Here is a 24088-nt window from a genome sequence, read left to right on the forward strand (position 1 = left end):
TATGCGCTCTGCCTTAATGATCTGTGGCGTGCTGGCGGTGTTTTTTGCTGCCTGGCAAAGCCATCCGCCCCATGTGCTGGCGCCGTTTGCCCAGCTCAGCTCGAACGACACAGGCACGCCGGCCCCGGCGCAATTCAGTAGCCGCTTCGTCTCCAGCCAGCTGACTGACTTTGTCCATTCATCCTCGGTCACGGCCATGCCCGATGGTGGCTTGATGGCCGTGTGGTTTGCCGGCTCGCGCGAAGGTGCGGCCGATGTTCAGGTGCGCGCGGCGCGCTTTGATCCGCGCACTGACGAGTGGGGCGCCGAACAGGTGCTGGCTACCCGTGAAAGCACCCGCGACGGCACCCAGCGCTATATCCGCAAGCTCGGCAATCCGGTGATCGCGCTCGGCCCGGACAACCGCTTGTGGATGTTTTATGTCTCGGTTTCCGTGGGTGGCTGGGCCACCAGTGCGATCAACCTGATGGTCTCCGATGACCTCGGAAGCAGCTGGTCGGCGCCACGGCAACTGGTGACTTCGCCGTTTTTCAATATCAGCACCCTGGTGCGCGCCGCGCCGGTGTTTCACGCCGATGGCTCGATCGGCCTGCCGGTGTACCACGAGTTCATGGGCAAGTTTGCCGAGTACCTGTACTTGAGCGCCGAGGGTGAGGTGGTCGACAAATTCCGCATAAGCCGCGGCAAGCACTCGCTGCAACCGACCATCGTCCCGCTCGATGGCCAGCGCGCCGTGGCGATGTTGCGCTATGCCGGCGAAACCCATCACCGCGTGCTGGCCAGCCGTACCGAAGACGCCGGCCAGACCTGGAGCGAACCGTACCCGCTGGAACCGGCCAACCCCAACTCGTCGCTGGCCGCAGTCGGCACTGACGACGACGGTCTGCTGGTAGCCCTGAACGACCTGCAGGATGGCCGCTTCAAGCTCAGCCTGTACGGCACTGACGCCGACCTCAACGAGTGGCGCAGTGTGGTGGAGCTGGACCAGTCGCCGGATCCGCTTGGCCAGCCGTTCTCGCCCGAGGCCTATAAAGCGATCATTGGTGAGGGCTTTCGCGCCTCCAGCGGTGCGCGCCGGCTGCCGCTCGAACAGCGCTTCCTGAGTAACCTCGATTACCGCGTATGCAAACCGCGTGGCTGCGACTTCGAGTACGAGTATCCGTACTTCAGCCGCAGTGCAGATGGCATGTACCACCTGGTCTACTCGTGGAACAACACCTTCATCAAACATGTCAGCTTCAACCAAGCCTGGCTGGCGGGGCGCCTGTGATGGTTTCGGTATGGCAGGCCCACTTGAGTTTCGTCCTGATCGGCTTTGTCGCGTTCAGCGCGCTGCGTTTTACCGCGCCGTGGCGGCCCTGGCTGCTGCCGCTGTTGGTGGTGGCCAGCTTCATTCCGCTAAGCCAACTGTCGCTGGCAACCTATGTACGCAGCTTTACCGATGATCTGGCGTTCAGCACGCTGGTCCTGCTGGCCTGGGTGAGCCTGACCCGCCTGGGTCTGCTGCAACCACTCGAGCGCGCGCAGCGGATGCAGTTGCTGCTGGCGTTCACGCTGCTGAGCCTGCTGCTGTACCCGGCCACGCTGGGGCTGACCTATTTTGATCCGTACCGCTGGGGTTTCAATCCGCGGCCAATGATTGTGCTGGTGGCAGGGCTGGCGCTGCTGATGCTGTGGCTGCGCAACACGCTGGCCGTCGCGATGCTGGCACTGGGCACCCTGGCGTTCGCCCTGCGCCTGAAACCTTCGGAAAACTACTGGGATTACCTGCTCGACCCGTTGCTGACGGGGTACTGCCTGATCGCCGCAACCGCGCTGCTGATCGGCAGTGCATGGCGGCCCCTGATGAAATGGCATAGAGGTCAATGATGGGAGTGTTGCAGTCTCGCCGCCTGCGCTACGGCGTGGGCGCAATCGGTTTGGTGTTCGCGTTGCTGGTGGCCTTGCGGCTGGTGTTTCTGCTGGGTTTTTCCGGGCTTGAACTGACCACCCCGGCGCTGCTGGAGACCCTGGGTATCGGCCTGCGCTTCGACCTGCGCCTGGCGCTGCTGATCCTGCTGCCGCTGGCCGTGCTGGCGTGGCTGCCACGCTGGAACCTGACTACCCTGCCGGCCATGCGCTGGCTGGCGCGGGTTTATCTGGCCGTGGTGCTGGCCGCGGTGGGCCTGGTCTATATCATCGACTTCGGCCACTACGCATACCTCGGCGTGCGGATCAACGCGACGGTGCTGCGCTATCTGCAGGACGCGCAAATCTCGCAGCAGATGGTCTGGGAAACCTATCCGGTGCTGTGGATAACTGCCTGTTGGCTGGCAGCAGTCGGCTTGTGGGTATGGGCCTTGGTTTGCCTGGAACGGCTGACCCTGGACGCTGTGCGCAAGCCGATCAAGCGCTGGGCGCTGGCCTCGGTTTCGTTGATTGGGGTAGTTGCAGTGCTGCTGGCCCTGCTCGGGCGGGTTGCCAACCTCAACCTGGAAAACCCGGTGCCTTTGCGCTGGAGCGATGCATTCTTCTCCGGCAACAGTCAGGTTGCAGCGGTGGGTCTTAACCCGGTGCTGTTCCTCTATGACACGCTAAAGGCCGGCCAGGCTCAGTACGATGAAGCCAAAGTGCGTGAGTACTATCCGCAGATCGCCCAGTACCTGAGCGTGGATCAACCAGACGCTGGCCGTCTCGACTTCATCCGCAAGCAGCCGGTGCAGCCCTATAAGCTGGCCGGCGAGCGCCCTCCGAATGTCATCTTCGTCATGCTCGAATCACTCGGCACCAGCGCCGTCGGCGCCTACGGCAACCCGCTCAATCCAACGCCGAACCTGGACAAGCTGGCCAGCCAGAGCTGGTTCTTCAAACACTTCTATGTGCCCGTCACCGGCACTGCAAAAACGGTGTGGGCGAGCATTACTGGCGTGCCTGACGTCACCCGGCAAGAGACGGCCACGCGCAATCCGCTGATCACTCGGCAACACACCTTGATCAACGCCTTCGAGGGTTATCAGAAGTTCTACATGATCGGCGGCAATGCCGGCTGGGCCAACATCAACGCGCTGATCCGCCAGAGCATCGACGGCGTGCAGTTGTATGAAGAGAGCGACTGGCAATCGCCGCGGGTCGACGTCTGGGGGATTTCCGATCTGGATCTGTTCAAGGAAAGCGACGCGCTGTTGCGTGCCGTGCCCAAGGACCAGCCGTTCTTCGCCTATCTGCAGACCTCCGGCAACCACCGGCCCTTCACCATCCCCAGGCACAACGACGGTTTCCAGGTGGTCGACGTAACCCTTGAGCAAGTCAATGCTGCCGGCTCGCGCAGTGTCGAGCAGTACAACGCCGTGCGCCTGCTCGACTACAACATTGGCCGCCTGATGGAGATAGCCAAGGCCGGTGGTTACTACGACAACAGCATCTTTGTGTTCTTCGGTGACCACAACACGCGCATCAGCCAGATCCCGCACATGGCGCCGGCGTTTGAACAGCTGGGCCTGGAAAGCAACAATGTGCCGTTGCTGATTCATGCCCCAGGTCTTGAGCCGCGGGTGATCGAACAAGCGGTGGGCCTGGTTGACCTGTTGCCGACCGTAGCCGGCATGGCCGGCGTGCCCTTCGTCAACGGCGCGCTGGGCCGCGACATCCAGCAGCCAGCGCCGGAAGGCGAGCGGGTGGTGCCGCTGGTATTGCGCGAGGGCACCTTCCCGATCATCGGCGGCGTGACCAGGGACTTCCTGCTGCAGATGCAGCACGACGGCAGCGCACCGACCCTGCACGATCTGGCCTCGGCAACGCCGCGTGATGATGTCGCCGCGCAGTATCCCGAGGAATTCCAGCGTTTACGCACGCTCACCCATGGGCTGCATGAAAGCGCGCGGTTGATGCTCCATCGCAATGTCCGCTAGCTGCGCCCAGCGCTGTACCGGCCGCTCCAGGCAGATCGGCGCTGCGCCGGGCAAGCGCTGTCAGAACTTGGCCCGCACATCGCCAGCGCGCTGCTGACTCAAAGGGACCACTTCACGGTCAATGCGGCATTGCGCGGTTCGCCATAAACGTTGAAACCGTTCCAGGTATTGCTGTTGATGCTCTGGTAGTACTTCTTGTCGAAGACGTTATTGACGTTCAAGCGCAGGTCGACGTTGTCCGAGACTTTGTAACCAGCCATCAGATCGAGCACCTGGTAGGCCTTCTGCTCGATGCGGTAGCCGCTGCCCTGGTTGTAGATGGTGTTCTGCGCGCTGATGGCGCCGCCGACACGCCAGCGTTCGAGCGTGCCAGGCAGTTGGTAGGTAGTGCTGGCCTTGAACAAATGGCGGGGCAGGTCGCTGGCGAACATCCGGCCTTCGTTGTCCCGGTTGGCATCCTTGCGGTACTTGGCGGCGTTGTAGGTGTAGCCAGCCGCCATTTGCCAGCGCTCGTTCAGTGCGCCGCTGACTTCCAACTCCAGGCCTTGGCTGCGCACTTCGCCAGAGGCCTGGTAGCAGGACACACCGGCGGGTGTCTGGCAGACGCCTGGGGTATTGATCACCGAGGCGCGGTTTTCCTGATCGATACGGAAGAGGGCGGCACTGGCGTTCAAGGTGCCGTCAAAATATTCGGCCTTGATGCCGGCTTCATAGTTCTTGCCAACGATGGGTTGGATGGCCTTGTTCTGGCTATCGACCACACCTTGCGGGGTGAAGATATCGGTGTAGCTGACGTACACCGAGTAAGTATCGTCGAGGTCATAGATGAGCCCGGCGTACTTGGTCAGGTTACGGCTGACGTCGTATTGGCTGGAGGTCGGCTGGACTCCGGCAATATTGCTCGAGTTGTCGATCTGGTAGTCGTACCAGTCCAGGCGTGCACCCAGAATCAGGTGCAGCGGTTCGGCCAGGCTGAAGCGGCCAGTGAGGTACGCGCCGGTTTGTTCGGTTTCGCTTTGTTGCTGCCAGGCGCCCATGTTGAACGCTGGAATCGCGGTTACGTGGGGGTTCCAGTTGTAAATGTTGATATCGGCAGCCGACAAGACTGTGGTGCCGTTGCCGTGGAAGGTTTCCTTGCGGCGGCTGGCGCCGATCACCAGTTCATGTTCGCGCTCGAACAAGCTGAACGGGCCGCTGGCAAATGCGTCATAGCTGCTCTGCTCATTGCTGTATTTGAACTTGCCGGTCATCTGGTTGAAGCTGCCGTCGACTGCACCGGCACTGACGTAGGACGCCAGCAGATCAAGCTTGGACCACATCCTGGTCGCTGCCAGGCGCAGCTTCCAGCCATTGTCGAAGCGCTGTTCGAGCTCACTGAAGAGGCTGTTGTTGTCCTGATCCCAGCGGCCCCAGTCATTGCCCAGATAGGTCGAGCGCGACAGCTTGAGGTCGCCGCCATCGCTGGCGGTGGGCACGCCGCCCCAGGCGGTGTTGTTGTTCAGGTTCTGATTCGAGGCGCCTACGGTCAGGGTAGTGCTGTCGCTCAGGTCTGCCTCGGCGATGCCGTAGAACAGTGCGTGCTCTTTGTTGACCACGTCCTGGAAGCTGTCCTTGACCTGATAGCTGGTGACCGCCCGGCCGCGCAGGCTGGCGCTGTCGTTGAGGGCGCTGGAGGCATCCAGCTCGCCGCGATAGTTGTCCCAGCTGCCGGCACTGGCAGTCACGCTGACCTGAGCGTCCTTGGTCGGGCGCTTGCGCACCAGGTTGATTGCCGCAGAGGGACTGCCGGAACCACTCATCAAGCCGGTGGCGCCGCGTACCACTTCGACCCGATCGAGCATGGCGGTGTCGGCGGCGGCGATGGTGTCCCGGGCGGTGTAGCTGGACACGGTGGTCGGCAGGCCGTCGTACATGATGTTGTCGACCTGAAAACCACGGGCGTAGTAGGTCGGGCGCTCGGGGCCGTCCTTTTCCACGGTGACCCCGGGGACGTCCTTGATCACGTCGTGCAGGTCCTGCATGCCACGGTCGTCCATGCGCTGGCGGGTAACTACCGAGACCGACTGTGGCGTCTGGCGCATGCTCAAGGCCAGCTTGGTGGCGGTCTGCATAGGGCCGGTCGTATAGGAGCCGGTATGTTCGCTGGTGGCGCCAAGAGTCGCGCCGGTGATGGTGGTGGCACCGAGTTCCAGCGCTGCATCGCTTGGCGTGCTGACCAGGGTGTAGCGTTGCGGCCCTTCCTGGCGTGCCTGTAATCCACTGTTGGCGAGCAGCCGGGCAATACCCTCGGCAAACGTGTGACGACCGTTCAGACCGGGGCTGAACAAGCCTTCGGTTTGAGTCGACGCGAACGATAACGTCACCCCGTTGCTGGCGGCAAAGTGGCTGAGCGCGGTATCCAGAGGCCCGGCTGCAATTGCATATTCACGTTGTTCAGCAGCTTGTTGCGACCAGGCCGGAGTGGCTACCGCGCCAGCACAAAGCGCACCGCCGAGGCTGATGCGCAGCAGTGTGGAGTTGAGGCGAAAGCGCAAAGCTGCGAGAGGGGTGGGGGGGCTCATGCGTGACTTCCTATGCCGTTGCAGTAATGGCGGCTGAATGACCGCTCTACTGATGAGCCGAACGAAACTCGCAATCGGCAAGCTGCAACGGGTGAAATCTGTTTACGCTTCTATCCGTACCCAGTACCGCGAAAGCTGGCGCACCTTCACCGGCAACGAAACCTGCAGGTTGGCCAGTACTCCATCGATATCATCCAGGCGAAACGCGCCGGATATTCTCAAGTCCGCGACCTGCTCGGCGCAGCCCAGATAGCCCGCACGGTAGCGCGACAGCTCGCCAATGAAGTCCGCCAGGCGCCAGTCAATCGCCACCAGCACGCCTTGGGTCCAGGCGCTGTTGCCGGCAGAGCCAAGGCGTAGATTGCCCATTTGGGCCGCGCCAAAGGTTAGCGCCTGGCCGTGCTCGACCCGTTGCACCTGACGTGGCGCGTCGCGGCTGCTGACTTCGACTGCATGCTGCTCCACCTCAACCGTGCTGAAACCTGACAGCACGCGGACATCAAAGCGGGTTCCTAGCGCAAGAACCCTTCCGTGAGGTGTCTGCACTGCAAGCGGTCGCGCGGGCGCCTGCTCGGACGCAGTCGTCACAAAGATTTCGCCCTGACGTAGAACGATCAATCGCTGCTGTGCGCTGTAGGCGATATCAACCTGAGTGTCGGTGTTCAAATCCAGGCGGCTGCCATCAGGCAACTTCACGTGCCGGCGCTGGCCAGTACCGGTGGCGAAGTCGGCGCTGTGGGGCGAGCTGCGATAACCGGCGAAAGTTGCGGCGCCAGTGGCCAGCAGGAGCAGCAGCTTGAGACCTTGGCGGCGCTGCACGCCCATCTGCGACAACACCGGCAAGGCCAGCTCACCAGGCACGCCGCGCAATTGTTGCTGGAGCTTTTCTATCCGCGCCCAGGCATTGACGTGTGCAGGGTCAGCATCGAGCCAGCGTTGCCAGGCCTGATGCTGGTCTGGCGTGACCTCGTTGTCATTGAGCGCGAGATACCACGCTACTGCCGCCTGCAGATGATTTTTGCCGGGCACAGAGGCGGGTAAGCTGGTCATGCGTCCATCAACACAATGCACTGCATCAATGCCTTGCTCAGGTGGTTCTTGACCGTTGTCACCGAGAGGCCAAGATGCTTGCCCACCTCGACATAGCTTAGGCCTTCGAGTTGCACCATGAGGAAGATCTGCCGGGTGCGCTGGCCCAGGCCATCGAGCAGGGTGTCGATGGCCAACAGCGATTCGATGATCAGATGGTAGGTTTCCGGCGAAACCTCAAGCGGCTCCGGTCGCGCCGCCAATACCTCCAGGTACGCCCGCTCAAGGGTTTGCCGACGGGCTTTGTCGATCAGCAGGCCTCGAGCGATAGTTACCAGGTAATGACGGGGTTCGCGCAGAGCAGGCATTTGCCGCAAAGTCAGCATACGCATGAAGGTATCCTGAGCCAGGTCGGCTGCATCGGCGCTGTTGCAAGTGCGCGTGCGCAGCCAGCCTTTGAGCCAGCCATGGTGCTCGCCATAAAGGTGGCCGATATTCAGTGAGTTTGAAGCCTTGAGCCCTGCGTCCATGACTGATCGCTACGGATGATAATATATCTCATTATTATCCAGGCGAGGGTGCATGACAATCTGCTATTGGCACTGGAGCGGTGGTGAGCCCACATCAGCATTTGCAGCCCTGTGCTCAGCCAGGCATACACCGAGCGCCAGCAGCAGGGCAGTAGTTGCGAACCCAGCCGCCAGCCAAAGATTCCCTGTAAGGCCTACCTTGTCCAAAACCAGGCCACCGGCCCATGCCCCCAATGCGATGGCAACATTGAAAATCCCTACATAAAGCGCCGTAGCGACTTCCACGGCACCTGGTGCGGCCTTCATCATCCACGTCATCAGGCCTACCGACACACCGCCATAGGCCAGCCCCCAGACCAGCAACAGCATGCCGCCGCCGAGGTTGGAATTGCCGATGACCAGGAACAGCACCGGCGTCAGCAGCAGCCCGGTCGAGATCGCCAGCAAGGTGCGTGCTGTGCGCCGCGCGGCGATGACGCCGGCAAGGAAGTTGCCGACGATGCCGGCGAAGCCATAGGCGAACAGCAGTGCGCTGACCCATTGGCTATCGAAGCCTGACACCGACATCAGCAATGGCCGCACGTAGGTGAACAGCATGAAGTGTCCGGCGACCAGTGCCAGCGTCAGCAGCAACCCCACTTGCAGTTTGCGGCTACCCAGCTGCTGGGCAAACTGGCGCACGGTCACCGAACTGGTTACCGGTAGCCCGGGGATCACCGCAAGGTGCAACGCCAGCACCAATGCGCTGAACAGGGCCATGCCGGCAAAGGCCCAGCGCCACCCGGCATAGTCGCCGATCAACGCACCCAGCGGCACGCCCAGCACCGAAGCAGCGGCCACCCCGCCGAAGATGATCGAGGTCGCCAGGCCAGCCGAGTGCGCCGCCACCAGCCGCCCCGCCAGCCCCCCGGCGATCGCCCAGATCCCCCCCATGCAAAAGCCGACCAGTACACGCGCGGCCAGCATCCAGGCCATGCTCGGGGCCAACGCCGAGGCGATGTTGACGATCACCAACAGCCCCAGCAAGCCGCAGAGGATCCTGCGCCGATCAATGCCGCCGGATGCGATGACCACCAGCGGGGCAAAAAACGCTGCCAGTAGTGCAGGCAGTGAGATCATCAGCCCTGCCGTGCCGGTGGACGTGTCCAGCGATTCGGCAATCGGTGGCAGCAGCCCGACCGGGAGCATTTCAGTGGTGACCACGGAAAATGTCGCAAGGCCGACTGCGCTGACGGCCAGCCAGGGGTGCTGCGCGGAGGTTGCTGTGAGTTCGGATGAAGACGTGCTCATGGTTCAGGTCCTTTGAATTTTCAAGCAAGCCTTGTCGTCTGGCAGTGTTACCTGGAGCAGAACATACGCGGCGTATGAAAGGGACCCTATATTGATACGTGGTGAATGTAAATAATCATACGCACTGAACGTAAGTGCGTTGACTTATCGCGGCATCGGCACTGAGAGGGCAGGCGGGGAAATTTGCCCAGAGGAATACGCAGAGGAGTTGCAGGGCGATTCAAGGACAGAACGCCAGAAACAAGAAAGCCCGCACTAGGCGGGCTTCTTGTTAGATCTACAGACCTCGTGATAGATCTGTAGATCTGAAGGGTGGTGGCTACACAGGGACTTGAACCCCGGACCCCAGCATTATGAATGCTATGCTCTAACCAACTGAGCTATGTAGCCAACTGGCGCGCATTATTCGCTTCAGACGCCCCTCTGTCAACACCCGGATCAAAAAAAATTTACACGGTTTCAACCGCTTAGCCTGCACGTGCGGTTTCAGCGGGCGATCAGCCACTGGCCGAACAGGCTATACAGCTGCAATTGCTGCTCGGCGGCGAGCTGATCGAGGCTGGCCTGGGCGCGGTCGAGGTTGAAATCACCGCTGACCCGGCGATAAGCGGTTTGCTCATCCATCAGCCAGACGCGCTGGCCTTGATAGCCGGCCAGGCGCTCGAGCACGCTGGCCAGGGGCTGATCCTTGACCTGCAAGTGCCCGCTGCGCCAGGCCTCGACGCGCTTCACGTCGATTTTTTGCACAGGGTCGATGCGCTGTTCGGTGAAGGTTACCCGTTCGCCGGCCGAGAGCAGGCGTTGATCGCCGCCTTGAATGATCATGGCTTTGCCGTTGAGCACGACCAGTTCGTCATGTTGGCTGCTGCGGGCGATCATCAGGCGAGTGCCATAGACCTGAATCCGCGCCTGGCCGACTTGCACTTCCAGGGCGCGGCCATCGAGCACCACTTCGAGCGAAACCTGACCTTGCACCAGTTGCAACTGGCGGGTGCGCCCGCGCAGGTCGGCGTTCATCGCGCTGGCGCTGTCCAGGTGCATCGTTGAACCGTCGGCCAGGCGCACACTGCGGCGCTCGCCGCTGGCGGTGTGCAGTTCACTGGCCAGGCGCTGCATCAACGGCCAATACAGATAGGCAAGGGCGGCGAGGATCAACAGAAACAGCGCGGCGAGGGTTTTGCCGAGATAGCTGCGGCGGGTTTTCAACTGACGCGGGCGCGGCCTTGCTGGAGGCGGAGCGAGTTGCTGCCAGTAGGCTTCCAGTTCAGCGTAGGCGCGGGCGTTGGCTGGGTCCTGCTGCTGCCACGTGGCGAACGCCTGCCGCTGCTGCTCATCGCAACCTGGCTGACGGAGCATGGAAAACCACTCCAGTGCCTCGCGATCGGCGTCGGGCGTGGGCTGCTGGGCGGGCATTGGGTTCATTGATCGGTCTGCTCGCAGGTGAGGCGGAAGCGGCGAAAGGGAGTGGGGCAATGTGCCATGGATGCTAATTATATTGAGAACCATTTACAAGTGCGTGTCGGACCGATGGTAAAAAAGCTAGCTATGTATCGATTTGTTTCCCGATAATCGGATCCCAAACCCGCGGACGGATGTCGAGCCCATGGCCATCAGCAGTTCTCAAACCACCTCCAGCGCAACTACGGCTTCAGGTGCCAACCCTCTGGTGATGCGCATCATCGGCTTCTGTGCGCTGGCGCACCTGATCAACGACCTGATCCAGGCCGTGCTGCCGGCGATCTACCCAATGCTCAAGGCCAATTACAACTTGAGCTTCGCCCAGATCGGCCTGATCACTCTGACGTTCCAGATCACTGCATCGCTGTTGCAGCCGTGGGTGGGCTTTTTCACCGACAAGCGGCCGACGCCGAATCTGCTACCGCTGGGCACCCTGTGCACCTTGGTCGGGATCGTGATGCTGGCATTTGTTGGCAGCTTCCCGATGATTCTGGTGGCTTCGGCGCTGGTCGGCATCGGTTCGTCAGCATTCCACCCCGAGACATCGCGGATTGCCCGGTTGGCTTCGGGTGGGCGCTTTGGCCTGGCCCAGTCGACCTTCCAGGTCGGCGGTAATGCCGGCTCGGCGCTGGGCCCGCTGCTGGCAGCAGCGATCGTCATTCCGTTCGGCCAGACCCATGTCGCCTGGTTCGGCCTGGCTGGCTTGTTCTTCTTCGGCGTAACCCTGCTGCTGCGCCGCTGGTACAAGGAGCACCTCAACCAGGCCAAGGCGCGCAAGGCGGTAGAAGCGACCCATGGCCTGTCGCGCCAGCGCGTGATTGGCGCATTGGTGGTGCTGGGCTTGCTGGTGTTCTCCAAGTACTTCTACATGGCCAGCTTCACCAGCTATTTCACCTTCTACCTGATCGAGAAATTCGACGTTTCGGTGGCCAGCTCGCAGTTGCACCTGTTCCTGTTCCTTGGCGCAGTGGCGGCGGGGACGTTCTTTGGCGGGCCGATCGGCGACCGCTTCGGGCGCAAGGCGGTGATCTGGTTCTCGATTCTCGGTGTGGCGCCGTTCACCCTGGCGCTGCCGTATGCCGATCAGTTCTGGACCACCATCCTCAGTGTGGTGATCGGCTTTATCCTCGCTTCGGCATTCTCGGCCATCGTCGTTTACGCCCAGGAGCTGGTGCCGGGCAATGTTGGCATGATCGCCGGGATCTTCTTCGGCCTGATGTTCGGCTTTGGCGGCATCGGCGCGGCGCTGCTGGGCTATGTGGCCGACCTGCGCGGGATCGAATACGTGTATGCGCTTTGTTCGTATCTGCCGCTGTTTGGCCTGCTGGCAATATTGCTGCCGTCTACCGGCAAACGCTGACAAGTGCAGTGGGGTCGCAATGCGGCCTCACTGCAAGTTAATAAGAGTCATTATCAATCTTATTCCTATAACGCTCACTTTCACTTAGAATCCGCCCCGCTGGCCGCAACGAGCAGTGGGCCTGCGCAAAACAACAATATCTGGCGTAGTGGAGCGGGTCGTGAATTTCAAGAAGAATACGCTTGCCCTGGCTGTGGGCGCTGCCGCGTGCCTGGCCAATAGCGGCTGGGCCGCTGAAACATCGAACGCTGCATCACCAAACGTGGTCGAGATGGCGCCAATCACGGTGACCGGCGAGAAGATCGACCGCACCCTCGAGCAGACCCAGTCCAGCGTTGTGGTCGTCACCGAGCAGCAACTGCGCGACAAGGCCGATCACAGCCTGGTTGATGTGTTTGCGCGAACGCCTGGGGTATACAGCCAGGCCGGCAACGAGAACTGGGGCATCCGTGGTGTGCCGGTGTCCGGTTTCGATGACCAGGGGCCGTCGACCATGAATGGTGCCGTGTCGGTCTATATCGATGGCGCTGTGCAGCCCAACCGGGTGCTGACCTTGAGCCCAAACCCGCTGTGGGATACCGAGCAGGTCGAGGTGTTTCTTGGCCCGCAGTCCACCACTCAAGGGCGCAACTCGCTGGCCGGTGCAGTGGTGATCAAGACCAAGGATCCGACCTTCGACCCAAGCTTCTCTGCCCAGACCAACGTTGGCAACTACGGTGAAAAAGGCCTGGCCGTTGCTGGTGGTGGCGCCATTGTCGAGGGCAAGGTCGCCGGGCGTATCGCTGTGGATCGCCAGGACGGCGACGGCTATATCGACAATATCGCGCTGGGCAAGGATGCCAACCCGCATCGCACCAGCAATGCCCGCGGCAAGTTGCTGATCCTGCCCAATGACGATCTCGATGTACTGCTGACTTATGCCCACAGCGAGCACCGTCAGGGCGACAACTCGGTCATGCGCGAGAATGACAAAGTCCGCTACTACAAGGTGTCGTCCAATACCCAGGCCTTTGACAACCTCAAGCAGGACACCGTCAGCGCCAAGGTCGACTATCGCCTGAGCGACGCCTGGTCGCTGACCAGCATGACCGTCAACACCCGCTCCGATTACAGCAACCGCCTGGACTTCGACCAGACCGCCGAGAGCAACGACGTCATCCTCCGTGCACACGATGGCAATTTGTTCAGCCAGGAACTGCGGCTGAACTACAGCTCGGATGACGTGAAGAGTTTCATCGGCGCCTATTACGGCCACAGCACCAACAAATTCCATGACCGCCTGTTGTTCGATGACACCTTGTTCGCCACCGTCAAAGGCGACACGACAATCGATAACAAGGCTGTATTCGGTGAGGTCAACTGGACCTTCGCGCCGCGCTGGACGTTGATCACCGGCCTGCGTTACGACCACGAAACCAATGACACCGACGTCAAGCAGGATGACCTGTCCAGTCCGGGGCAAGTCAGCGAATCGTTCAACGCCCTGTTGCCCAAGCTGGGTCTGAACTACGAACTGGCGGCCAATCAGTTCCTCGGTTTCATGGTGCAGAAAGGCTATCGCGGCGGCGGCGTCAACGTGCGCTCCGGCAGTGGTCACGAGTCGTATGACCCGGAATACACCACCAACTATGAGCTGTCCTATCGCGGGACGTTCATGGAAGGCAGCCTGCGCACTCGCGCCAATCTCTATTACACGGACTGGAAAGACCAGCAGGTCAGCGTACGCCAGGACAACAGCAACGTAATCAATGTGTATAACGCCGGTCGCAGCACCATCAAAGGCCTGGAAGTGTTTGTCGAAAAAGACCTCAGCGAGCAACTGACGCTGACCTTGGGTGGCTCGGTCACCGATGGCAAGTACAAGGACTTCGTTGCCGGCAACGGCCAGGACCGCAGTGGCGAGGCGTTTCTCTATGCGCCAAAGTACAAGATGTCGCTGGGCGCGTTGTATCGGGTCAATGAACGCCTTACCTTCAACACCGACCTGACTTACCAAAGTACGGCGCCGTCGCAATACGACTTCAATACCGCCGGCCAGGTTATCGGTGAGCGCAGAAGCGACAACTACGTGCTGGCCAACTTCAGCAGCGAGTACAAGGTCACCAAGAACATCGCGGTGTCCGGCTTTGTCAAAAACGCCTTCGACAAGGAGTACGTGACCAACAACCGTGGCGGCGACATCATCGATGCCGGTGCGCCACGTACCTTTGGCCTGGCGCTGCATTACGACATGTAGGCCTGGAGGCGGTGAAGCGCACATTTCGCTTCACCGCCCTTGCATGCCCCGGATTGACGCGCTCGCCAGCCTTGGCCTAGAGTGCCGCTTCCTCTTTACCTGCGTAGTCGATGCAATGCGCCGTAGTCAGCGTCTCCTCCAAGCACTTCAGCCTGCAGCCCAGGCCTGTCGGCGTGCCTGGCCGAGCGACACGGTGCTCAAGCGGCGGCGCAGCGTGCTGTTTGCCTTCACCTTCTCGCCACACCTTGCCCTGAACTGATTCGCGCCGCTGCGACCAGCGCCCATTGCGCCTGGCCATGGGCGCCTGTGTGCAGTCATTTTTCAGGGTTATCAGCCGACGCGGCCGCAGGTGCCGCCGTGCCGGCATGCAAGGAGTGGGTAATGAACATGCGTTTGCTGGCGGGCCTTCTGTTCGCCGTATCGGTCGTGGGTTTCAGCCTCGGGGCGAGCCTGCCGCTGGTGTCGTTGCGGCTGCAGGACAGCGGTGCCAACACCCTGCAGATCGGCATCATGGCGGCGATACCGGCGGCGGGGATGATGCTCTCGGCGTTTCTGGTCGATGCCTGCTGCCGCTACCTGACCCGACGCACCATCTATTTGCTGTGCTTCAGCTTGTGCGCGCTGTCCATCGGCCTGTTGGAGTGGGCGTTCTCATCGATCTGGCTGCTGGCCCTGTTGCGACTGGGGCTTGGCCTGGGCATGGGGATCGCCATCATTCTGGGTGAATCGTGGGTCAACGAGCTTTGCCCGGAGCACAACCGCGGCAAGATCATGGCGCTGTACGCCACCAGTTTTACCGGCTTTCAGGTGCTTGGCCCGGCGATGCTGGCGCTGGTCGGCGCGCATAGCCCGTGGATCACCGGGGTGGTCACGGCCTGTTATGGCCTGGCCCTGCTGTGCATCGTGCTGACCGTACCCAACGACCACGTCGAACACGCTGAAGAAGACGACAAGAGCTTTACCCTGGCGGGTTTCTTCCGGGTCGCGCCGGCGCTGTGTGTGGCGGTGCTGTTCTTCTCGTTCTTCGATGCGGTGGTGCTGTCGTTGCTGCCGGTGTATGCCACCACTCATGGCTTTGCCGTGGCCGTAGCGGCGCTGATGGTGACCGTGGTGTTCGCCGGCGACATGCTGTTCCAGCTGCCGCTGGGCTGGTTGGCGGATCGGGTCGAGCGCACCGGCCTGCATTTGCTGTGCGGGGTGGTAGCAATGCTGATCGGTATTGGCCTGCCGTGGTTGCTGCAGATGAGCTGGCTGTTATGGCCGATGCTGGTGCTGCTGGGCGCAGTGGCTGGCGGCATCTACACCTTGGCGCTGGTGCTGATCGGCCAGCGCTTCAGGGGCCGCGACCTGGTCACGGCCAATGCCAGCGTCGGCCTGCTGTGGGGCGTCGGCAGCCTGATCGGGCCGCTGCTCAGCGGCGCCGCGATGGGCGCCGCACCGCATGGCCTGCCGATGGCGCTGGCACTGATGGCAGGGCTGTTCGTGTGCTTTGCCCGGCAGTCGTACCGCCGCGCCGGCAAGCTCAAGGCAGCCGCCGAGTAAGCGCTCGGCGAAGGCTCAGAAGCTGCCGCGCAGGGTCACCGAGACGTTGCGCGGATCACCCCAGTAATAGCCGGTTGGCGTCGGCGCGACCTGGCGGTAGTACTTCTTGTCGAAGATGTTGTTGGCGTTGAGCTGCAGCGAGTACTGCTGGTTGAAGCGGTAGTTGACCATGCCGTTGTACACCGCATAGCCCGCCTGCGACGCTTCGGCAGTGCCATTGCGGTTGTAGATATCGCTCTGCGCCTGCACCCCGCCGCCAATGGTCCACGCCTCCAGCTCGCCCGGCAGGCGGTAGCTGGTGAACAGGCGCAACATGCGCTTGGGGTCGGTGGTACGGATCGGGTTGCCGGTGCTGTTGCTGGTGTCCTTCAGGTACTCGGTGGTGTTGTAGGTGTAGCCGCCGCCAACGTTCCAGCCCGGCAGCACCTCACCGGAAATCTCCAGCTCGAAGCCCTGGCTGCGGTTCTTGCCGGCAGCGACCTTGCAGTAGCCGCTGGTGTAGTTGGGCAGGCACGGGTTAGGCCCGCTGATGTCATCCAGGGCGTTGCCGACCTGATAGATGCGGAAGAACGCCAGCGAGGTATTCAACCGCCCTTCGTAGAACTCACCCTTGATCCCGGTCTCGTAGGCTTCACCAGTAGTCGGCTCGAGCACCGCGCCGCTGACCCCGGTGGCGGTCTGCGGGTTGAAGATCTCGGTGTAGCTGGCGTAGGTACTGAAGTTGTCGTTGATGTCATAGATCAGCGCGGCATACGGCACGATCTTGTTGTCGACGGCGAACTTGCCGTTGGATTTGACGTTGTTTTCCTGCTCGTAGTCGTACCAGTTGTTGCGCGCACCGATGATCGCCGTCAGCGGCTCGGCCAGCGAAATGCGCCAGGTGGCATAGGCCGCCTGCTGGGTGGTACGGGTGCGCACTGGGTGCGCGAAGATGGTGATATCCGGCTCCGGCAGGCTGGTCTTCGGGTCCCAGTCGCGCAGATCGAACTGCCCCGAGGCGACGTTGTTGGTGGCCGAAGCGTAGGAGTCGTTGCGGATGCGTTCGACGCCGAGCATCAATTCATGGGTGCGACCGAGCAGCTCGAACGGGCCGTTGAGGGTGGCGCTGAGGTTGTTCTGGATGCTCTCGCCGCCATCCCCTTCGGTGACCTGGTAATTCATCAGGTAGGGATTGCTGGTGCCAGTGGGCCGGCTGAAGAAGGTCTGCTTGAAGCCGTGGTCGTCAAGCTCAAAGTGCGTACGCTGGGCCATCAGCTTGAGCTTCCAGTCGTTGTCGAAGCGGTGCTCCAGCTCGGCGAAAGTCTGCAGATTGCTGCGGTCCCAGCGGTTCCAGTCCGACCCCAGGTAGGTGCTGCGGCCAAACGGCAGCGGCTTGCCGTCGAAGTCGGCGGGCAGGTTGCCCCAGGCGCCGGTGGCGTCGAGCTTGGTCCATTCCAGGCCGGTGGTCAGCGTGGTGCTGTTGCTGAGGTCGAAGGCGAGTACGCCGTACAGCACCTCTTTGCGCTCCATGCGCGAGTTCTGGAAGTGATCCTTGTCGTCGTGCACGGCAATCATCCGCCCACGTACGTTGCCGGTTTCGGTCAGCGGGCCGGACACATCGGCCACATAGCGCTGGGCATCCCAGCTGCCCAGGGTCACGCTGCCTTCACCCTGAAACTCGGCAGTTGGGCGCTTGCGCACCAGGTTGACCGTACCGGACGGGTTGCCGGCACCGCGCAGCATGCCGGTGGCGCCGCGCAGGATCTCGGCGCGGTCGATGATCGCCGAGTCGCTCTGGATGAACGAGCCACCGCCGCTGCCTTGCACCACGGTGGCGCCGTCGTACTGAATGGCGTCGATCGCGTAGCCGCGGGAGTAGTACTGCACGCGCTCGCTGTCGGTCATGTTGACCACCACACCCGGGGTCTGCTCGAGCAGGTTGGTCAGGTTGGTGATGTTCTGGTCGTCGATCCGCTGGCGAGTGACCACGGTGACCGATTGCGGGGTGCGGCGGATGCTCTGGGCGGTTTTGCCGATGGTCACCGCGCCGGTGGTGTAGGAGCCGGAATGCTCGGTGGTCTCGCCCAGGCGGTCGCTGGAGATGCTGGTCGCGCCCAGCTCGAGCGCGCCGCCGGCGTCGATTGCCGGGATCAGCAGGAAGCTGCTGGGGCTCTCCTGCTGGACCTGCACGTCACTGCCCTGCAGTACGATCGACAAGGCCTGGGCACTGTCATACCGGCCTTGCACGCCTCGGGTGGTCTTGCCTTGCAGGCTGTTGGCGTCGAACGACAGACTCAGGCCGCCTTGCCGGGCCAACTGGTCCAGTACGCTGGCCAGCGGGCCGGCGGCGATGTTCCAGTCACGTTGCTGGTTCTGACTGACGGGGGCGGCCTGGACCAGCACGGGCAGAGCGGCGGCGCTCAGGCCGAGGCCGAGCAGGGCGGCCTGGACGGCATGCCGCAGGCGATCGGGGCGGTGGGGACGGCGGTGAATCATGCAGCGCTCCTGAAGATGATCAAGTCCACTTTTCGGGCTTTGTTCCTTCAGGCCGAGCGAGAATGAGATTCCACCTCATTTATTTTGAGTTTTTTCAGGCCGCACCGATGCTGACCCAGTAGCGTGTGCGGTAGTCGATCCGCACCGGCAGGGTGCGCGCCAGCAGCAACAGAATTTGTTCGGTATCGGCCAATTGGTAGGTACCGGACACCCTCAACCGAGCAACCTCATCTGCACAGCGCAACAGCCCTGGCCGGTAGCGCGACAGCTCGCTGATGAACTCGCCAAGGGGCATCTGCTGCACGCTGAGCACGCCGTCGGTCCAGGCCCAGGGATCGCCATGCAGTTGCACCGCTGACGCGGCGCCATACATCGACAATTGCACTACCTGGCCCGCCTGCACCTGTCGCAACGGGTTGCTCTGCGAGTCAACAGTGACTGAGCCACGACGCACCGCCAGCAACAAGCCGGCGTCGTTTTCGCGCAACAACAATTGCCCGTTCTGCGTGCTCAGCTGACCCACCCGAGTACTGACGATGAAAGGCCGGTTATCGGCGCCATTGCTGTCCAGCGTCAGCTCGCCACGCAGCAGGCTCAACTGGCGCTGATCGCTGCTGTAGCGCAGGTCGATGGCGCTGGCGGTGTTGAGCTGGATTGTGCTGCCGTCGCTGCCTTGCACCTGGCGTTGCTCGCCGGTGCCGGTACTGCTGTCGGCGAGCAGTGCCTGCAGGCCGAGGGGTTCACGCGCCGCCCAGCCGAGGCTGCCGCCAACCGCCAGCACGGCCATCAGCTTGAGCTGATCGCGGCGGCTGATGCGCTGCCGACGGCTGCCATCGAGGGTACGCCGGCTCAAGTCGCTGGGCAGGCCGGCCAGCTCTTCGCTCAGCTCGCTGACCCGTTGCCAGGCCAGGGCATTATGCGGATGGCTGGCAAGCCATTGCTGGAACTGGCGCTGGGTGCGTGCACTTGGCTCGTCGAAACGCAGCTTGACCAGCCAGTCGATGGCCTGATCGACCTGGGCCTGCGCCGGCGTGCGCTCAGAGGTCGGCATAGCGCAACCGGTAGCAGACGCCAAGTGCCTTGGCCAGGTCGCGTTCGATGGTGGCGCGGGAAACCTCCAGGCGCAGGGCGATTTGGGTAATGCTCAGGCCATCCAGCTGTGCAAGCAAAAACGCCTGGCGCACCCGCGGCTTGAGTTGCTGCAGGGCGCGATCCAGGCGTTCGAGGGTATCGAGAATGATCAGCCGGTACTCTTCGCTGGGCGCTTCGCCCTCGGGCAGGCAGGCCAGGCTGTCCTGATAGGCCCGCTCCAGTGCACGTCGGCGAAACTGATCGATCATCAGGCCACGAGCGATGCTGCTCAGATAAGCGCGGGGTTCCTTCAGCGGTGATACCTGGCGTGCCCGCAACAGGCGGACGAAGGTATCCTGGGCCAGGTCGGCAGCGTTTTCCATGCAGCCGACTCTAGTCCGCAGCCAGCCACGCAGCCAGGCATGGTGGGTTTGATAGAGCAGATCGACCTCGGACGGCTTGAGCGTGTCGTTCATCTGCATCGGATCAATGGCCCTGAACTAGAGTTATATGCGTTTGTTAATGGTTCTCAATTCTATGGGTGAAGTAGGGTTCAGGTAAAGGCCTGGGCTAAGATGGGCGATCAGGCTCAACACAGGTTTTTGCCAATGATTGTGTCCGACCTCAGCGCGGCGGGGCTGCAGCAGGCCAGCGTTCATCTGGCGAGCATTGATGCTGACTGGGCCCGCCATGTTGCGACGATAGGCCCTTGCCTGCATCGCGCTACGCCCGGGCGTGAGCCCTATGAGGCGTTGGTGCGGGCGATTGCCTACCAGCAGTTGCACGCGCGCGCGGCCGAGGCGATCTTGCAGCGGATGCTCGCGTTATATCCGGAGGCGGCGTTTCCCAGCCCTCAGCAGTTGCTGGCGACCACTTCGTTGGCCCTGCGCGGGTGTGGTTTTTCGGCGAACAAGTTGGCCACTGTGCAGGGCATCGCCCAGGCCCGCCTCGACGGCCTGGTGCCAAGCCGGGCCGAGGCGCTGGGTATGGCCGATGACGAATTGATCGAGCGGCTGGTGACGTTGCGTGGGGTCGGCCGCTGGACGGTAGAGATGCTGCTGATCTACTGCCTGGAGCGCTCGGATATCCTTCCGGTCGATGATTTTGGTGTGCGCGAGGGTTATCGGCGCATCAAGGGTCTGGACAAGGCGCCGACGCCTGCGCAGATGCGCGCGTTGGCACTACCCTTGAGCCCCTATCGGACCGCTGCGGCGTGGTATCTGTGGCGTGCGGTAGGCTGACCAGTGGAACAAGCGCAAGAATCGGAGTGAACGCTGGCTGAGGCTCTGCCACGCTTTGCCCATCCAAGCCAGGAGACTGCGACATGCAGCCTGTCGACACTACCAGCGCCCGGCGTACCGCATTGATTGCGCGCGCCTGCCGCCTGATCGAAACCAGTGAGAGCCTGCCCAGCCTTGACCAACTGGCGGCCGAGCTCGCGGTCAGCCGGTTTCATCTGCACCGCCTGTTCAAGGCCGAGACCGGCCTTACCCCCAAGGCTTATGCCTCGGCATTTCGCGCCCAGCGCCTGCGCGAGCGCTTGCAAGGCGAGGCGGCGACCGTGACCGAAGCGCTGTTCGATGCCGGCTACAACTCCAACAGCCGCTTCTACGAAGGCGCCGGCCAACGCCTGGGCATGTTGCCCAAGCAGTACCGCGCACGTGGTGCAGGCGCGACCATCTACTTTGCCGTTGGGCAGTGCGCGCTGGGCGCGATTCTGGTGGCGCAGAGTGCGCGTGGGGTCTGCGCGATATTTCTTGGCGATGACCCTGCGCAGTTGCTGAATGACCTGCAGGATCAGTTCGCCAACGCCGAACTGATCGGTGCAGACAGCCGCTTCGAGCAGTTGATCGCGCAGGTAGTGGGCTTTGTTGAACAACCCGCACTGGGCCTTAACCTGCCGCTGGATGTGCAGGGCACGGCGTTTCAGGAGCGGGTCTGGCAGGCCTTGCGTGAAGTCCCGGCAGGCCAGCGCGTCAGCTATACCGATATCGCCGAGCGCATCGGTGCGCCAAAAGCCGTGCGGGCAGTAGCACTCGCTTGTGCAGCCAACCGCATCGCCGTGGCCATCCCCTGTCATCGGGTCGTTCGCCGTGACGGTGATCTAAGCGGCTACCGCTGGGGAGTTGAGCGTAAACGGCAGTTGCTGGAGCGAGAAACGGCACTTCCCTAAGCCGGCAAGCGGCGTAGAATTCGCCGCCAGCAGAGTCTGTCTATAGGTGATTTCGATGAGGCGTGTAAGCCTTGACCGTTTGTGTGTGGGGTTACTGGCCCTGCTTATGTGGGTGGCGACTCCGGCCTGGTCGGCAGGCGCTACGCCGGTATCGCAACTGCTGGCCGGGGAAATGCCGGCGCTGGAAGAAAACGCCAGCCTGGAGCAGTTGACCGATCGGCTCGACCAGATCCGCCAGGGCGTTACCAGCAATGCCAATGACGACCAGCTGTCACAGCTGCGTCAGGCGGCCATGCAGGTGCAGCGCCAGGCCGATGCGCTGACCACCGTGCGCACCACCGACATTACTCGCCTGGATGATCAGCTCAAGGTGCTTGGCGATGTGCTGCCCGACGAGGGCGAAAGCATCACCCGCCAGCGTCAGCAGCTCACCAGTGACAAGAAGAAGCTACTGGCCGAGCAGAAGAACGCCACCCAGCTGACTCAGTCAGCGCGTGACTTGTCGACCCAGATCGTCAACCTGCGCCGCAGCCAGTTCAACTCGCAGGTTACCAGCCGCGCCGCCAGCCCACTGAGCCCAGCGTTCTGGTCAAGCATGATTCGCCCGACCGACGATGACGTCGCCCGCTTGCAGGCCTTGAAGACCGAGGCCAGTGATGCCCTGGCCAGCGCGCTCAGCCCTGAACACCGCTGGCTGTTCATCGCCAGCCTGGTCGCCGCGCTGCTGGTATGGACATTGGCGCGTCTGCTGGTCGAGCGTCTGCTGGCCGATGCGATGGTCCGTTGGCTGCCTGAAGGCCGCCTGCGCCGCAGCGCCCTGGCGCTGGGCGTCAGCCTGGCCACGCTGGCGACCATTGCCGGTTCGGTGTCGTTGGTGCGCTGGGGGCTGGAGACCAGCGCCGAGCTGGGCGCCGATATCGCCAGCCTGATCAACCACGTGCTGACGCTGGTGGTGTTCAGTGCCTTCATCACCGGCCTGGGCCGGGCCATGCTGATGCTGCAGCGGCCGTCCTGGCGGCTGCCGCCGATTCCCGACGAAGTGGCCAGCGCGCTGGGCTGGTTCCCCAAGGTGCTGGCCGTAGCGCTGATGGTGCTGTTGACCCAGGAGCGGATCAACAGTGTGATTGGCACCAGCCTGGCGTTGACCGTTGCCACCAATGGCCTGACCGCTTTGGTGGTGTCGCTGGTGTTCTTCGCCGCCCTGGTGCGCTACCGCCGCACCCGACGCAAGCACCAGATCGAGCGACCAAGCGGCCTCGCCGGGCTGATCCCGTTCGTGATCGTGGTCTGGGTGTTGCTGATCCTGCTGGCATTGCTGGCGGGCTACCTGACCCTGGCGTACTTCCTCGCGGCGAAAATGCTCTGGATCAGCGTGGTCGTCACCTGCGCCTACCTGCTGGTGACGGTATTCGGCGACCTCTGCGAAACCCTGCTCTCGCCACGCCAGCCTGGTGGCCTGGCGTTGGCTTCGACGCTTGGCTTGAAGCCGCGTCATCAGGCCCAGGCAAGCACTGTTCTGGCTGGCATCGGACGCACCTTGTTGCTGTTCCTCGCGGCGCTGCTGGCGCTGATGCCGTCCGGCACCAGCCCTAGCGAGCTGCTGATGAGCTTGGCCGATTGGGACGGCAGCGGCGGCAAGGTGCTCGGCAATCTGAACATCGTGCCGCAGGATATTTTCATCGCTGTGGCGATGTTCCTCGGTGGGCTGTTTGCCATTCGTGTGGTCAAGCGCTGGCTGAGCGAGCGTCTGCTGCCCGAGACCGATATGGACGCCGGCATGCGTGCCTCGCTGGTGACCCTGGTCGGCTATCTGGGCTTCCTGTTCCTGGCGATGCTGGTGATGACGACCCTGCGCATCAACCTGACCAGCCTGACCTGGGTGGTCAGTGCGTTGTCGGTGGGTATCGGTTTCGGCCTGCAGCAGATCGTGCAGAACTTCATCTCCGGCCTGATCCTGCTCACCGAGCGCCCGGTCAAGGTCGGCGACTGGGTCAGCCTGGCTGGCGTCGAAGGCGATATCCGCCGGATCAACGTGCGCGCCACCGAGATCCAGATGTCTGACCGTTCGACGGTGATCGTGCCGAACTCGCAGTTCATCTCGCAGAACGTGCGCAACGTGACCATGGGCAATGCGCTGGGTGTGGTGGGTATCACCCTGACCCTGCCGCTGGAAACCGACCCTGATCAGGTGCGCGACCTGCTGATGGCGGCGTACCACGAGCACGAGGCGATTCTGGATGCGCCGGCGCCCTCGGTGACGTTCAAGGACCTTACCGCCAGTGGCATGACGCTGAGCGTCAGCGGCTATGTGGCCAGCCCGCGGCAGGTCTCCGGCACCCGCAGCGACCTGCTGTTCACCGTGCTCGGCCGCTTGCGCGATGCCGACATTCCGCTGTCTTCGCCGCAGAGCATGGTGCTGGTGCAGGAAGCGCCCAAGCCCGCCGACGAACCCGCCTGATCGTGGTAGCGGCGCGCC

General features: G+C 62.5%; 16 protein-coding genes, 1 tRNA gene and 1 pseudogene. 9 read left to right on the plus strand and 9 right to left on the minus strand.

The window, feature by feature from the left end:
- Position 1: 1 nt before the first annotated feature.
- The 3 genes from M2396_RS21065 to M2396_RS21075 are packed head-to-tail and all read left to right on the plus strand — an operon-like array spanning position 2 to position 3887.
- A complete protein-coding gene (locus M2396_RS21065) occupies positions 2–1270 on the plus strand; it encodes an exo-alpha-sialidase (protein ID WP_259077739.1) in 1269 nt (422 codons plus the stop codon).
- Positions 1270–1869 (plus strand): hypothetical protein, encoded by a 600-nt coding sequence (locus M2396_RS21070; RefSeq protein ID WP_259077741.1) that lies wholly within the window; start codon positions 1270–1272, stop codon positions 1867–1869. The genes M2396_RS21065 and M2396_RS21070 overlap by 1 nt, the downstream gene beginning before the upstream one ends.
- Positions 1869–3887 carry an LTA synthase family protein gene (locus tag M2396_RS21075; protein ID WP_150572759.1) on the plus strand — a complete coding sequence of 673 codons (2019 nt, stop codon included), beginning with the start codon at positions 1869–1871 and terminating at the stop codon, positions 3885–3887. Before M2396_RS21070 ends, M2396_RS21075 begins: the two co-directional genes overlap by 1 nt.
- 98 nt (positions 3888–3985) lie before the next feature.
- Here M2396_RS21075 and M2396_RS21080 read toward each other — a convergent pair whose 3' ends face one another.
- The 6 genes from M2396_RS21080 to M2396_RS21105 all read right to left on the minus strand — a co-directional run bounded on the left by M2396_RS21080 (position 3986) and on the right by M2396_RS21105 (position 10710).
- A complete protein-coding gene (locus M2396_RS21080) occupies positions 3986–6448 on the minus strand; it encodes a TonB-dependent siderophore receptor (RefSeq protein WP_259077743.1) in 2463 nt (820 codons plus the stop codon).
- Positions 6449–6550: 102 nt separating this feature from the next.
- The gene (locus M2396_RS21085; RefSeq protein ID WP_259077745.1) at positions 6551–7498 is read right to left on the minus strand and encodes a FecR domain-containing protein; all 948 of its coding nucleotides are present in this window, start codon (positions 7496–7498) and stop codon (positions 6551–6553) included.
- A complete protein-coding gene (locus M2396_RS21090; RefSeq protein ID WP_259077747.1) occupies positions 7495–8007 on the minus strand; it encodes a sigma-70 family RNA polymerase sigma factor in 513 nt (170 codons plus the stop codon). The genes M2396_RS21085 and M2396_RS21090 overlap by 4 nt, the downstream gene beginning before the upstream one ends.
- Positions 8008–8070: 63 nt before the next feature.
- Positions 8071–9297, minus strand: a complete 1227-nt coding sequence (locus M2396_RS21095) for an MFS transporter (protein ID WP_259077749.1) — start codon at positions 9295–9297, stop codon at positions 8071–8073.
- Between the two features lie 313 nt (positions 9298–9610).
- Positions 9611–9687: transfer RNA gene (locus M2396_RS21100), tRNA-Met, on the minus strand.
- A gap of 96 nt (positions 9688–9783) precedes the next feature.
- Positions 9784–10710 (minus strand): FecR family protein, encoded by a 927-nt coding sequence (locus M2396_RS21105; protein WP_409035113.1) that lies wholly within the window; start codon positions 10708–10710, stop codon positions 9784–9786.
- 190 nt (positions 10711–10900) lie between these two features.
- Between M2396_RS21105 and M2396_RS21110 the strand changes: the two genes are divergently transcribed.
- The 3 genes from M2396_RS21110 to M2396_RS21120 all read left to right on the plus strand — a co-directional run bounded on the left by M2396_RS21110 (position 10901) and on the right by M2396_RS21120 (position 15893).
- The gene (locus M2396_RS21110; protein ID WP_101316450.1) at positions 10901–12115 is read left to right on the plus strand and encodes an MFS transporter; all 1215 of its coding nucleotides are present in this window, start codon (positions 10901–10903) and stop codon (positions 12113–12115) included.
- A 160-nt stretch (positions 12116–12275) separates the two neighbouring features.
- Entirely contained in the window at positions 12276–14351 is a 2076-nt protein-coding gene (locus M2396_RS21115; protein ID WP_259077754.1) for a TonB-dependent receptor, read from the plus strand.
- 381 nt (positions 14352–14732) lie between these two features.
- Positions 14733–15893: an MFS transporter gene (locus tag M2396_RS21120; RefSeq protein WP_150570037.1), complete on the plus strand. Its 1161-nt coding sequence runs from the start codon at positions 14733–14735 to the stop codon at positions 15891–15893.
- Between the two features lie 15 nt (positions 15894–15908).
- Here M2396_RS21120 and M2396_RS21125 read toward each other — a convergent pair whose 3' ends face one another.
- From M2396_RS21125 to M2396_RS21135, 3 genes are all read right to left on the minus strand, one after another.
- Entirely contained in the window at positions 15909–18368 is a 2460-nt protein-coding gene (locus M2396_RS21125) for a TonB-dependent receptor (protein WP_259077756.1), read from the minus strand.
- Positions 18369–18462: 94 nt separating this feature from the next.
- Entirely contained in the window at positions 18463–19419 is a 957-nt protein-coding gene (locus M2396_RS21130) for a FecR domain-containing protein (RefSeq protein WP_259077758.1), read from the minus strand.
- A complete protein-coding gene (locus tag M2396_RS21135; protein WP_101316461.1) occupies positions 19406–19921 on the minus strand; it encodes a sigma-70 family RNA polymerase sigma factor in 516 nt (171 codons plus the stop codon). The genes M2396_RS21130 and M2396_RS21135 overlap by 14 nt, the downstream gene beginning before the upstream one ends.
- Before the next feature lie 126 nt (positions 19922–20047).
- Between M2396_RS21135 and M2396_RS21140 the strand changes: the two genes are divergently transcribed.
- The 3 genes and pseudogenes from M2396_RS21140 (at position 20048) to M2396_RS21150 (ending at position 24070) form a co-directional block, all read left to right on the plus strand.
- The gene (locus M2396_RS21140; protein ID WP_259077760.1) at positions 20048–20680 is read left to right on the plus strand and encodes a DNA-3-methyladenine glycosylase; all 633 of its coding nucleotides are present in this window, start codon (positions 20048–20050) and stop codon (positions 20678–20680) included.
- A gap of 128 nt (positions 20681–20808) precedes the next feature.
- Positions 20809–21612, plus strand: a pseudogene (ada, locus tag M2396_RS21145) (bifunctional DNA-binding transcriptional regulator/O6-methylguanine-DNA methyltransferase Ada); the annotation flags it as partial.
- Positions 21613–21667: 55 nt separating this feature from the next.
- The gene (locus M2396_RS21150; RefSeq protein WP_150570041.1) at positions 21668–24070 is read left to right on the plus strand and encodes a DUF3772 domain-containing protein; all 2403 of its coding nucleotides are present in this window, start codon (positions 21668–21670) and stop codon (positions 24068–24070) included.
- The last annotated feature ends 18 nt before the right edge of the window (positions 24071–24088 follow it).

Source organism: Pseudomonas sp. BIGb0278 (assembly GCF_024809895.1).
Classification (GTDB): Bacteria; Pseudomonadota; Gammaproteobacteria; order Pseudomonadales; family Pseudomonadaceae; genus Aquipseudomonas; species Aquipseudomonas shirazensis.

Excerpts from the sequence above, each read along its gene's own strand:
- M2396_RS21065 (WP_259077739.1), top strand. The coding sequence starts at position 2 with ATGCGCTCTGCCTTAATGATCTGTGGCGTGCTGGCGGTGTTTTTTGCT.
- M2396_RS21070 (WP_259077741.1), top strand. The coding sequence starts at position 1,270 with ATGGTTTCGGTATGGCAGGCCCACTTGAGTTTCGTCCTGATCGGCTTT.
- M2396_RS21075 (WP_150572759.1), top strand. The coding sequence starts at position 1,869 with ATGGGAGTGTTGCAGTCTCGCCGCCTGCGCTACGGCGTGGGCGCAATC.
- M2396_RS21080 (WP_259077743.1), bottom strand. The coding sequence starts at position 6,448 with ATGAGCCCCCCCACCCCTCTCGCAGCTTTGCGCTTTCGCCTCAACTCC.
- M2396_RS21085 (WP_259077745.1), bottom strand. The coding sequence starts at position 7,498 with ATGACCAGCTTACCCGCCTCTGTGCCCGGCAAAAATCATCTGCAGGCG.
- M2396_RS21090 (WP_259077747.1), bottom strand. The coding sequence starts at position 8,007 with ATGGACGCAGGGCTCAAGGCTTCAAACTCACTGAATATCGGCCACCTT.
- M2396_RS21095 (WP_259077749.1), bottom strand. The coding sequence starts at position 9,297 with ATGAGCACGTCTTCATCCGAACTCACAGCAACCTCCGCGCAGCACCCC.
- M2396_RS21105 (WP_409035113.1), bottom strand. The coding sequence starts at position 10,710 with ATGCCCGCCCAGCAGCCCACGCCCGACGCCGATCGCGAGGCACTGGAG.
- M2396_RS21110 (WP_101316450.1), top strand. The coding sequence starts at position 10,901 with ATGGCCATCAGCAGTTCTCAAACCACCTCCAGCGCAACTACGGCTTCA.
- M2396_RS21120 (WP_150570037.1), top strand. The coding sequence starts at position 14,733 with ATGAACATGCGTTTGCTGGCGGGCCTTCTGTTCGCCGTATCGGTCGTG.
- M2396_RS21125 (WP_259077756.1), bottom strand. The coding sequence starts at position 18,368 with ATGATTCACCGCCGTCCCCACCGCCCCGATCGCCTGCGGCATGCCGTC.
- M2396_RS21130 (WP_259077758.1), bottom strand. The coding sequence starts at position 19,419 with ATGCCGACCTCTGAGCGCACGCCGGCGCAGGCCCAGGTCGATCAGGCC.
- M2396_RS21135 (WP_101316461.1), bottom strand. The coding sequence starts at position 19,921 with ATGCAGATGAACGACACGCTCAAGCCGTCCGAGGTCGATCTGCTCTAT.
- M2396_RS21140 (WP_259077760.1), top strand. The coding sequence starts at position 20,048 with ATGATTGTGTCCGACCTCAGCGCGGCGGGGCTGCAGCAGGCCAGCGTT.
- M2396_RS21150 (WP_150570041.1), top strand. The coding sequence starts at position 21,668 with ATGAGGCGTGTAAGCCTTGACCGTTTGTGTGTGGGGTTACTGGCCCTG.